The 11658-nt window shown below is 53.1% G+C and carries 12 protein-coding genes and 1 pseudogene; 10 read left to right on the forward strand and 3 right to left on the reverse strand.

The annotated features are described in order from the left end of the window. Positions 1–1323: a signal recognition particle protein gene (gene ffh, locus QY332_12725; protein WKZ34477.1), complete on the reverse strand. Its 1323-nt coding sequence runs from the start codon at positions 1321–1323 to the stop codon at positions 1–3. Positions 1324–1585: 262 nt separating this feature from the next. On the opposite strand from ffh, the gene QY332_12730 reads away from it, so the two are divergent. Next, on the forward strand, positions 1586–2953 hold the full coding sequence (locus QY332_12730; GenBank protein ID WKZ34478.1) for an MFS transporter: 1368 nt from the start codon (positions 1586–1588) through the stop codon (positions 2951–2953). 96 nt (positions 2954–3049) lie between these two features. Then, the gene (locus QY332_12735) at positions 3050–4123 is read left to right on the forward strand and encodes a hypothetical protein (GenBank protein ID WKZ34479.1); all 1074 of its coding nucleotides are present in this window, start codon (positions 3050–3052) and stop codon (positions 4121–4123) included. Positions 4124–4206: 83 nt separating this feature from the next. Here QY332_12735 and QY332_12740 read toward each other — a convergent pair whose 3' ends face one another. Both QY332_12740 and QY332_12745 read right to left on the reverse strand, forming a co-directional pair. Continuing rightward, positions 4207–4431 (reverse strand): hypothetical protein, encoded by a 225-nt coding sequence (locus QY332_12740; protein WKZ34480.1) that lies wholly within the window; start codon positions 4429–4431, stop codon positions 4207–4209. Between the two features lie 15 nt (positions 4432–4446). Beyond that, positions 4447–4746, reverse strand: a complete 300-nt coding sequence (locus QY332_12745) for a hypothetical protein (GenBank protein ID WKZ34481.1) — start codon at positions 4744–4746, stop codon at positions 4447–4449. Between the two features lie 178 nt (positions 4747–4924). Here QY332_12745 and QY332_12750 point away from each other — a divergent pair, with 178 nt between their 5' ends. From QY332_12750 to QY332_12785, 8 genes and pseudogenes are all read left to right on the forward strand, one after another. Continuing rightward, entirely contained in the window at positions 4925–6499 is a 1575-nt protein-coding gene (locus tag QY332_12750) for an aldehyde dehydrogenase family protein (protein ID WKZ34482.1), read from the forward strand. Positions 6500–6585: 86 nt separating this feature from the next. Then, on the forward strand, positions 6586–6864 hold the full coding sequence (locus tag QY332_12755) for a hypothetical protein (GenBank protein WKZ34483.1): 279 nt from the start codon (positions 6586–6588) through the stop codon (positions 6862–6864). A gap of 1 nt (position 6865) precedes the next feature. After that, complete coding sequence (locus QY332_12760) at positions 6866–7768, forward strand: CoA-transferase (GenBank protein ID WKZ34484.1); 903 nt, start codon at positions 6866–6868, stop codon at positions 7766–7768. Between the two features lie 5 nt (positions 7769–7773). Next, positions 7774–8619 carry an alpha/beta hydrolase gene (locus QY332_12765; GenBank protein WKZ34485.1) on the forward strand — a complete coding sequence of 282 codons (846 nt, stop codon included), beginning with the start codon at positions 7774–7776 and terminating at the stop codon, positions 8617–8619. 53 nt (positions 8620–8672) lie between these two features. Next, entirely contained in the window at positions 8673–9449 is a 777-nt protein-coding gene (locus QY332_12770; protein ID WKZ34486.1) for a CoA-transferase, read from the forward strand. A gap of 68 nt (positions 9450–9517) precedes the next feature. Further along, the gene (locus QY332_12775; protein WKZ34487.1) at positions 9518–10261 is read left to right on the forward strand and encodes an HAD family hydrolase; all 744 of its coding nucleotides are present in this window, start codon (positions 9518–9520) and stop codon (positions 10259–10261) included. Positions 10262–10287: 26 nt separating this feature from the next. Further along, the gene (locus QY332_12780) at positions 10288–11181 is read left to right on the forward strand and encodes a DMT family transporter (GenBank protein ID WKZ34488.1); all 894 of its coding nucleotides are present in this window, start codon (positions 10288–10290) and stop codon (positions 11179–11181) included. 122 nt (positions 11182–11303) lie between these two features. Continuing rightward, a pseudogene (locus QY332_12785) lies at positions 11304–11654 on the forward strand (STAS domain-containing protein). Positions 11655–11658: the final 4 nt, after the last annotated feature.

The following is an 11658-nucleotide window of genomic DNA, read 5'->3' on the forward strand; positions in this document are numbered from 1 at the left end:
CTACCCAAACATCTTCCCCAGGCCCTTGCCGCCGGTTTTCTGGATCATCTTCATCATTTTCTGTGCTTCACGGAATTGTTTTATGAGGCGGTTCACATCCTGAACTTGCATGCCGGCACCGGAAGCGATTCGCCGGCGGCGGGACGCATTCAAAATATCAGGATTGCGCCGCTCCTTGATCGTCATCGAATTGATGATGGCTTCGGACTGTTTGAAGGATTTCTCCACTGTTGACGGGTCTACACCCCGCGCCGCCTGGCCCATCTGCCCGGGCAGCATATCCATAATTTGCGAGAGCGGTCCCATTTTTTTCATCTGTTTCATTTGATCGAGCCAGTCCTCCAGCGAGAAGCCGCCCGTCATCATCTTCTGCGCCTGCTTCTCAGCAGTCTGCTGATCGAACACCGCTTCGGCTTTTTCGATCAAGCCGATCATGTCGCCCATGCCCAAAATGCGCGACGACAAACGTGCGGGGTCATACGTTTCAAGCGCATCCAGTTTTTCGCCGGTACCAATGAACTTGATCGGCACGCCCGTCACCGAGCGGATGGAGATCGCCGCGCCGCCGCGCGAGTCGCCGTCCATTTTTGTGAGGATGAGTCCGGAAAGATCGATGGCTTCCTTGAATCCCTGGGCGATATTCAACGCCTCCTGACCGATCATCGAATCGATGACGAGCAGGATGTCCACAGGATTGATATTCGCAGCAATGGATTTCAATTCATCCATCAACTCCGCATCCAATTGGGACCGTCCGGCTGTGTCTACGATCATCAGGCTGAATCCACCCTTTTCAGCCTTGTCCAATGCCCGCTTCGCAAGCTGCGGCGGCGAGACGGACGTATCCGCTTCCACGTCCACATCCAGCCGTTCGCCAAGCTGTTGCAATTGTTTGATCGCAGCAGGGCGATACGGGTCCCCGGCGACGAGCAGAACGCGCTCGCCTTTGGATTTCATCAGGCGCGCCAGTTTTCCCGCAGCAGTCGTCTTGCCCGCGCCTTGCAAACCGACCAGCATCACCACGCGCGGCTTGGGTCCCGTCAAATTCAACGGGGCAGGTTCACCCAATGTGCCTGCCAATTCTTCATTGACGATCTTGATGACCTGTTGTCCGGGGTTGAGCGCCTTCGATACCTCCGCGCCAACGGCACGCTCACGCACTTTGGCAATGAAGGATTTGACCACGCTGAAGTGCACATCCGCTTCGAGGAGTGCAAGGCGCACCTCGCGCATGGCGGCATCCACATCCGCTTCGGAGAGTTTGCCGCGGCGGCGAAGTCCATCGAAAATTTGGTTGAGGCGTCCAGTCAGGGTTTCAAACATGGGATTCACAATGGCATTGCGAGGGCGATAGCCCGCGGCAATCCCACCTGCATAGGGACCGCCGCATTGCCCGTATGGGCTCCTCGCGATGACGAAGGGTGGGGCATAGGAAATGCATTGTAGCGCGTAGCAGGTCGAGGGTCAAGAAAGAGGCGGGGAATCCATGTACAATTCCTTTACCTTTGCTTCTTTACACATGGGGCAAAACTCCTTATACTGGCGCGTATTCCGGCTAGCATCCTGTTCACTGCATGGAGGAGTTATGGCAACAGAAATACCAATGGTCAACGACAAAAAAGAGATCTTCGGCTGGGCAATGTACGACTGGGCGAATTCAGCCTTCAGCACCACGGTGGGAACCGTATTTCTGGGACCGTACGTCGCATCGCTGGCACGCGCCGCGGCGGAAGCAGCCGGGACGAGCACTGCCTCCTTTTTTGGAATCCCTGTCGCACCTGATTCATTTCTGCCTTATTGTATTTCGTTTTCGGTCGGAATGCAGGTTTTGTTCCTGCCAATCCTTGGTGCCATTGCGGATTATTCGCACTTAAGGAAACGCATGATGCAGCTTTTTGCGACCATCGGGGCTGTCGCCACGATCCTGATGTTCCTGGTCACCGGGAATTTATGGTGGCTGGGCGGTCTGCTCTTCATTGTTGCGAACCTGTCCTTCGGCGCGGCAATCGTTTTTTACAACGCATACCTGCCCGATATCGCCAGCGAGGATGAAAGAGACCGCGTATCCTCCTATGGATGGGCAATGGGATACCTGGGCGGAGGTATTTTACTCGCGCTCAATCTCGCGTTCTTCATCTTTAGTGAAGACATCGGCGTGCCCAGTTCCATTGCAGTGCGCATTAATCTCGCATCCGCCGGTCTGTGGTGGCTGGGTTTCTCATTCCTGACATGGTCGCGACTGCGCTCCCGCCGCGCGGCACGCGCCCTACCTGCGGGTGACACTTATGCAAGCATTGGCTTCAAACAGCTGGCAAAGACCTTCCGCGAAGTAAAACATTTCCCTGAAACCCTGAAATTCCTGCTGGCATATTTCCTCTACAACGACGGCATTCAGACCGTGATCGCTGTCGCTGCGACATTTGCGGCCGCGCCTCTCATCCAGGGCGGGCTCGAACTCGATCAGACCACGCTGACGGCTGTCATCCTGATGATCCAGTTCGTGGCGTTCTTTGGGGCATTGTTCTGGGGCAAGCTGGCAGGCTGGATCGGCGCAAAACAATCGGTCATTGTCAGTCTCGTGATCTGGTCCGGAGTTGTGATCTACGCATACGGCGGCTTGAGAGGTGAGGGACGCGTGCTTGAATTCTTCATCCTTGGAGGATTCATTGCCCTCGTGATGGGCGGGTCACAGGCGATCAGCCGCAGTCTGTTTGCGCAGATGATCCCCAACGGCAAGGAGGCCGAGTTCTTCTCATTCTACGAGGTCAGTGAACGTGGTACGTCGTGGATCGGGCCTTTAATCTTCGGTCTCGCAAACCAGATATTTGGAGACCTGCGCATTGCCATCCTCTCGCTGATCTTCTTCTTCATCATGGGCTTGATCCTGCTGCCGTTTGTGAACGTGCAGAAAGCCATTGATGACGCGAAGAAGTACGGCACCAAAGCGGTGTAAAACCATTTGGATGCAAAAGAGTGCGGACACGTTCTATCCGCACTCTTTTGCATGTCGCGAAATAATTCCACACGCAAATAAAGGATCGAACAACGAATGCCTTCAAGGGAATTGACCATTAAGGACATACACGGTTCCGATCCGCTGGGCAGGTTTGCAGTGAATCGATTGCAGCTCAAGCCTGTTGTGATGGCGCTGTTCTTTATCGTCAGCGGCATCCTGTACGCTGCGGTCCTGCCCCGCCTGTGGGGCTATCCGCTTGAAATCGATGGGGTCAATCTGATCAACATCATCCTTGTATTCCCCGCCGCGGGTTATTTCTACGTCCAACAGCCCAAAAGCATCCTGCGCACATACAACAGTGTCTTAAGGTACTTGCGCGGGGAAGATCAAACATACCTGTTCCATCTGGACAAAATTGCGGCAACCCATGCAGGCAAAATCTGGTGGATCATCGGCGGACTATTTGGAGTGCTCGGCGCGGGGCTTGGGGTTTCATATAGCGTCCAATATTTTGGCGAGTATTGGTACAGCGCCAACTGGTTCGAGATCCTCTTCGTTCAATTCATCCGTTTTCTTGCGTTTTACTGCATCGGCGTCTCCACCTGCCGCCATATTGCAGCCTCCCTTGTCTTAAACTCGCTCTTCGAGCGGGCAGACCTGCCCCTGACCTTGGATTCCGACCGCCTTGAAGTGTTCCGCAGTATTAAGAATTTTGCGCTTGAATTCGTCGGCGTCGGCGCGATCATCGCCTTGAATCTGGGATTGCAGCCGTTATTCATCAATCCACCCATCCTGGAGTACTCCATCTACGTTACGTTGTATTTCATTGTTGCCCCCGCAAGCTTCTTCCTGCCGCTCTGGGAGGCACAGAAGCGCATGTCCAGGATCAAGAACATCATGCTGGATAAACTTCATTACGATTTTCAGGAAGAGTCACAAAGGTTGTACAATAAACTCGGGAAGAGTGACAGCCTTGCCGCCTATACAAAGGAGGCCGCATCTCTGGCGCAACTGGAAAAGACCATCCAATCCGTTTCACACGCCCGTGATTGGCCGTTCCAGGGCACGACGGTGTACAGGTTAACGGCAACACTGGTTTCCCCATTTCTGTTGATCCTTTTCGAGATCTTTATCAATATCGTGAGCAATCTCATTGTCGCGAATTAGGCGGACAAAGAAATTGGTTTGCAAATAGTTGAAAGTCAAGGGCCTGCATAAGAACCGCCCGCCTGAAACGGCGGGCGGTTCCATTACTGCAAGTTTGCATCGAATAAACTTCTGAATTCATCTTCCGAGACGAATCCAATAAGTTTTTTGATCAATCTCCCGTTTCCGTCCAAGAGATAGAACTCGGGCTGGTAATAAAATCCGAGTTCCCGCTGGAAGGCGACCGTGTTGGGATCGTCTGCATCGAGATAGGTGAATGTGACCCTGCCCCAGTATTCCACTTCGAGTCCATGAACCATGGACGCCATTGAACGGCATGTACCTCAGGTAAAGCGGAAAAACTCAACAAGTTGCAATTCACCGGATGCCAGCGACACAGTGGCCGGGTCACTGGCGTGCAGGTCAGGTCCGCGGGAGGTGGGCACGGCTTGCACATCCGCAATTTGGGCGGGAGAATCTGCAGTCGCGGCGGGAGTACTGACCGAGTCGGCAGGGGCGGCGGTGGCAGGGATGGCTTCCACTGTCGGGACAACGGCAGGCACAGTCTCAGCCGAGGCGCAGGAAGATAACATTAGAACGGCAAACAGGCCAAAGGTCCAAAAAAAGAGGCGGGGTTTGATCATAATTCTCCTATTCGATGATTAAATGATACCCTGTATTGGCCACTTCTTACGTAAAATTCACCATACGCTTATATGTTTTTTTGTGACACTCATTATCGTTTCACCACTTTGACGGAGGGTACATCCTACGCTATACTTGATTTACAGACCAGCTGATACCATCAAAAGGAGAATTCCTATGGCAGATTTCAAACTCACCTACGCGACCATGTTCAACCCGCCCGATGAATTACACACCGGTTTCGACAAGGCGGTGGAAAATCTTAAGAAGAATATGGGCGTGGAGTATGGCATGTACATCAACGGCAGGGAAGTGCTTGCCGATGAAAAGCTGGAAGACCGCTCCCCCATTAACACCGATTGGGTGCTGGCGAAGATGCAGAAAGGCAACGCCAAGCACGCCCAGGATGCAATGGCGGCGGCACGCAAGGCGTTCCCGATGTGGAGCCGTACACCGTGGCAAAAGCGTGTAGAACTGCTGCGCAAAGCGGCTTCACTGATCGAGGAACGCATTTTTGAACTGGGCGCGGCAATGGCGCTGGAGGTCGGCAAGAATCGCATGGAGTCTTTGGGGGACGTGCAGGAAACCGCCGATCTTATTTATTATTCCTGCCATCAAATGGAAAAGAATGACGGCTACATCGTTGAGATGGGCAAGGACCCGCTTGTTGGTTATGAAGCGCGAAACGTCTCCGTGCTTCGTCCCTATGGCGTATGGCTGGTGGTTTCCCCCTTCAACTTTCCGCATGCACTCACGGGCGGACCTGCAGGCGCGGCACTCGTCACTGGCAATACACTTGTCATCAAGCCCGCTTCAGATACAACCTGGATCGTACGCCTGCTGGTGGATTGTTTCCGCGATGCGGGCATCCCCGACGGCGTGGTGAACTTTGTCACAGGCCCCGGCTCCACACTTGGGCAGGCACTCGTGGACAGTCCTGAAGTGGATGGCGTTACCTTCACAGGTTCCTTCGATGTCGGCATGAAAATGTACCAGGATTTCGCGAAGGGGAAATATGTGCGCCCGGTGATCCTTGAACTCGGCGGAAAGAATCCTGTCATCATTTCAAAGAATGCGGATCTGGAACGCGCCACCATCGGGATCGTCCGCTCGGCATTTGGGTTGCAGGGACAAAAATGCTCTGCCGCTTCACGCGTCCTCGTGGAGGAATCTGTTTACGATGAAATGGTCAGCCGATTAAAGGAAGCTGCCGAAAAACTGGTCATCGGCGACCCGACGGAGAAGGCCACCTATAACGGTCCAGTCATCAACAAATCGTCCTACCATGATTTCAAGAATTTCTGTGAAGAGGCCGATCAGGGCGGCGGCAAGTTCCTCGTCGGCGGTAATGTCAAGACCGGCGGCTTGTTTGACAAGGGCTATTTCTGCGAAAGCACTTTTGTCACCGACCTGCCCTTCACCCATCGGCTTTGGAAACACGAAATGTTCCTGCCCATCACCACCATCGGTAAAGTGAAAAATCTCGACGAGGCCATGAGTATCGCAAATGACGTAAACTACGGTCTCACCGCCGGCTTTTACGGCTCGCAGGAGGAAACCGACTGGTTCTTCGACAAGATCGAGGCAGGCGTGACCTATGCCAATCGTCCGCAGGGCGCAACAACGGGCGCGTGGCCCGGCTTCCAGCCTTTCGGCGGATGGAAAGGCTCCGGCTCCAGCGGCAAGAATGCCGGCGGCCACTATTATCTCCCGCTTTATATGCACGAGCAGATCCGAACGCTCATCAAATAACTTGCACTATCCACCCGCCCCTTCTCGCTGGAAAAAGGGGCTTTTCATTGAGGAAAATACAGGCAAGCCTTTGGTAAAATAGAGACATGGATAACCCCGATCCGATCCTTGCCCGTGTGGGAACATTCTTTATGGTTATGGGGGGAGGCGCATTTATCCTGTTTGTAACATCCGACCTTGCCGATCAGGTCGATTTTGATTATCTTTTTATAGCCATGCTCTTGATCGGCATTGGTTGGGTGTTTCGGCGCAGGAAGGCACCCCCCCCGCCGGCCGGCAGGTTTTCAGGAATAAAAGGGGTTTTCAGGAAAAACCAAAAGGGACAAGGCGGCAGTGTTGCTCCGCCAACAAGTGATGAAGAATAATATGCCAAAATTGATGCCACTAAAAAAAGCAGTTTCAGAATTTGTGAACGATGGCGATGTCGTTTACGCGGCCGGGTTCACACATCTCATCCCATTCGCTGCAGGACACGAGATCATCCGTCAGGGCAGAAAAAATCTCACCCTTGCACGCGCAACGCCGGACTTGCTTTACGACCAAATGGCGGCGGCGGGATGCGCAAAAAAAATCATTTTTTCATACATGGGGAATCCCGGTGTCGGCTCCCTGCGCATCGTCCGCTCTGCCATTGAAAAGGGCGAACTGGAATGGGAGGAGTATTCCCATTTTGGCATGATCACCCGCCTGCAGGCGGGCGCATCAGGTCTGCCGTTCCTGCCCATGAATCAAACGGGCGCAACGGATTTGGAAAAGGCAAATCCCAACATCAAACGAATCCCCGATCCCTACGGCGGCAAGGACGTGATTGTTGTACCGGCCTTGAATCCCGATGTGGCGATTGTCCATGTGCAGCGGGCGGACAAGAACGGTAATGCGCATTTGTGGGGCATCATCGGCGAACAAAAGGAGGCCGCGTTCGCTGCAAAAAAGGTCATTCTCACGGCGGAAGAAATCGTGGACGAATCAGTCATACGGTCCGACCCGAACCGCACGATGATTCCCGGCATTGTTGTCAGCGCGGTATGTCATGTCCCGTTTGCAAGTCATCCATCCTACTCACAGGGATATTACGACCGCGACAATGAGTTCTACCTTGGATGGGACAAGATCAGCGAATCAAAGGAAAGTGTGAAAAAGTATCTCAATGAGTGGGTGTTTGGCGTGAAGGACCGTAATGCTTATTGGAAGAAAATCGGCGGTAAAGCGCACAAACGCCTTAAGGTAAAAGTACGTTTCAGCGAAAAGGTCAATTACGGACAGTATTGACGTAAATGAAAATTGCACACTTCGATCTCGGCGGGGGTGGCTTGCCGCTTCATTTCCTGCACGCCAACGGATATCCGCCCGAATGTTACAAGCCGCTCCTTGAACTTTTACAAGAACAATATCATGTTTTCGGAATGAAACTTCGCCCGTTGTGGGATGGCGCGGCAATCGAAGCACTACACGACTGGCATCCGCTTTCAGGTGATCTTATTCGCCTCCTCGCCGACCTCGAGGTTGGCCCTGTCATTGGAGTCGGCCACTCCATTGGAGGCATTGTCACCCTGCGCGCAGCGATTCGCGACCCAGGGAAATTCCGAGCGATTATCCTGCTTGACCCCGTATTCTTCGCTCCATCCTTCTTAGTTGGGTGGAATTTCATCCGCGCCATCGGCCTGGGAGAAAAGACCCACCCGTTGATTCCAGCGGCAAAGAAACGCAGACGCGAATTTGATGACCTTGATGCTTTATTTCGAAGTTATCGTTCCAAGTCCATATTCCGCTACCTGAGCGATGATGGGTTGAAATCCTACATCGCAGGCATAACCAAGCCAAAAGCGGACGGCGGGTACGAGCTTGCCTACACACCCGAATGGGAAACCCATATTTACCTGACCGGCCTCCGCGATTTTGATCTCTGGCGAGGAATACCAAACCTCAAAGTACCCGCCCTCATCATCCGTGGTGCAGAGACAGACACCTTTCTACCAAATGCCGAAAGACTTGTAAAAAAGAGGAACCCGAAGATACAAGTTCACACGATTAATAAAGCCACTCATATTCTGCCGCTCGAACACCCGCAGGAAGTGGCGGAAATAATCGATAATTTTGTGATTACAAGGCTGGTCGAGTAGGACGGATGCCTTTCCCGCCCGTAGCGAGGCCACTCTACAAACAGGAGACTAAAATGTCCGAACTCACCTACTCCTCCGCCGAACTGATGATCATCAACGCCGCGCGCCTGTTACGCGATGGCGATACAGTCTTTGTCGGCGTGGGGCAACCCAACCTCGCCTGCAACCTTGCAAAGCGAACCCACGCCCCCAATCTGGTCATGATCTACGAAGCGGGTGTCATCGGTGCAGAACCCGAACGTCTGCCCCTCTCCATCGGCGATCCAACGCTCGTCAGCGGTGCACTTTCGGTTGTGAGCATGTATGACATTTTTTCCAATTACCTCCAGCGTGGCAATGTAGACGTGGGCTTCATGGGCGGCGCACAGATCGATAAATACGGAAACATCAACGCCACTGTCATTGGTGACTACGCGCAGCCGAAGGTCAGACTGCCCGGCTCCGGCGGCTCGCAGGAAATCGCCGCATGGGCAAACCGCTGCTATATCATGACCCCGCACCAGAAACGCCGCTTCCCTGAAAAGGTTGGATTTATGACTTCAGCCGGCTTCATCAATGGAAACGATGATCGCAGGAACGCCGGCTTGCGAGGCGGAGGCATGCTGGCTGTGGTCACTGACATTGGCATGCTGGAGCCCGATGAAACCGGCGAAATGATCCTCACAGCCCTGCATCCCGGTAAAACCGTGGAAGAGGCCAAAACCAACACCGGCTGGGATTTGAAGGTCACAGCGGAATTAAGGACCACCGAGCCTGTCACAAAAAAGGAATTGAGCATATTGCGCAAAGAACTTGATCCCACTGGGATTTATCTTAAGAACACAGCATAGCCTCCCAAGTCGCATATCCCACCAATGACCCCTTTCCGTAAACAGACATCGGGGGTATACAAAAATTGATGAGCTCCTTTTTAATCCGCCATCTCCTCTTTGATCTTGGGGGCACTCTCATGCATGCATGCAATGAGTGGGAGGCCATCCACAAGCGTGCAGACCAGGCGCTTGGCGAAAAACTGCTTGAACACGACATCCAGATCGAACCGAAAATTTTTCGCGCGCGTTTGCACGAATATTACAGCCAGCGCGACAAGGATTTTCATGAAACCACGTATCACTTTGTTCTGGACGAACTTCTCAAGGAACTGGGACATGCCGAAGTCGTCGAACCAGTCATCAGGTCCGCACTGGACGCGATGTATTCCGTCACGCAAACCAACTGGCAACTTGAAAAGGATACGGTTGAAACGCTCCAAAAGCTCAAAACAAACAACTTTAAACTGGGGATTTTTTCCAACGCAGGCGATGACAAGGATGTGCAGCAATTGATCGAAAACTTTGGCATCCGACTGTATTTTGATTTCGTGCTGACCTCCGCTGCCTGCTTTTATCGCAAGCCCCATCCACGCGCATTCGAGATCGCGCTCGCCCAATGGAACATCCCGCCCAATGAAGCGGTAATGATCGGCGACAGTCTCGAAGCGGATATACACGGCGCGAAACAAGTGAACATGAAAACAATCTGGATCATGCGCCGCGCGCAATTTACGAATGAGGAAATGCACCGCGTCAAACCCGACTTCAGCCTTCGAAAACTTGATGAACTTTTACCCACCTTGGAAAGACTCTCTGTTACGCGCGTTTAACGAGTCTCACGGTACAATCCACCCCGATGACCCAAACCCGGCTATTTGCATACATCGCCCTTGCGGTGGGCATCCTTGCGTTGAGCCTTTCCGCCATGTTCGTGCGCTGGGCGGATGCGCCCGGCACCGTCACCGGCTTCTATCGTCTGCTGATTTCCACAATCCTGCTAACCCCTCTTTTTATCCGACAACAAAAACAACTGGAAAGCATCGACAAACAATATCTGATCTTTCCCCTGGTTGCCGGCATATTCACGGCCTTCGACTTTGCCTTTTGGAATTCTTCGCTCCAGTACACGACCGCTGCAAACGCCACCCTGCTTGGAAATACTTCGCCGCTATGGGTCGCACTCAGCGCGCTTTTTATTTTCCGTGAGAAATTACGCCATACGTTTTGGGCCGGACTGATACTTGCATTGACCGGGGCTGCACTTGTCATGGGGAGCGACTATCTGCGCCACCCCACCCTTGGGCTTGGCGATCTCATGGCAAGCACAGCCGCCATCTTTTACGCATCCTATCAGATCGTCACCCAGCGTGGGCGCAGGCACATCGACCCGCTTCGTTATATATGGTTTGTGGGCATCAGCGCCACGATCGGGATGCTGATCATGAATCTCGTTCTGGGACATCAGCTTGTGAATTATTCGCTGCAGACCTGGATGATTTTTTTGGCAACAGCCGTCGTCTCGCAAATGATAGGGTATCTTGCAATTTCCTATGCACTGGGTCATTTGCCAGCATCGATCGTTGCGCCCACATTGATCGGGCAGCCCATCCTGACGGCCATACTTGCCATTCCCCTGCTTGGAGAGGTGCCCGCCACGTTGCAATGGCTGGGGGGAGCAATCGCCCTGGCCGGCATCTATATTGTCAACCAGTCCCATGCCCGGACCACAAGCGAAACCCCGAACGCCTAAGCCCAATTTCAGGATAAAATATATATCCTGCAAGGCACATCCAATTTATTTTCAAGCTTTAGAGGAGATGGCAAAAGGAATTAAAAACAAGGACCGAAACGGGCAGGGTCCCCGTTACCGTCGTTCACGTGGACGGGAATATCGACTCGGCCTCCTACGAAACCTTTCAGGCCGAAATGGAAGGTCTGATAAATAACGGTGCCCGCCGTATCCTCGTCGATCTGTCACACGCAGTCTTTGTCAGCAGCGCGGGGTTGCGTGCGCTGCATGTAATCTTCAACCGGCTTCGCGCCCCCAACAAAGACATTGACGATGACCAACTCCGCAAGGGCATCAGCGGGGGAACCTACAAATCGCCACATCTAAAATTACTTAAACCGTCGGAACAGTCAAGAAAGACGCTCGAGACGGCCGGCTTCGACATGTACGTTGAGATCCATTCCGGCCTGCAAACAGCAATCGCATCCTTCTAACCCT

The sequence above is a fragment of the Anaerolineales bacterium genome, assembly GCA_030583885.1.
Lineage (GTDB): Bacteria > Chloroflexota > Anaerolineae > Anaerolineales > Villigracilaceae > Villigracilis.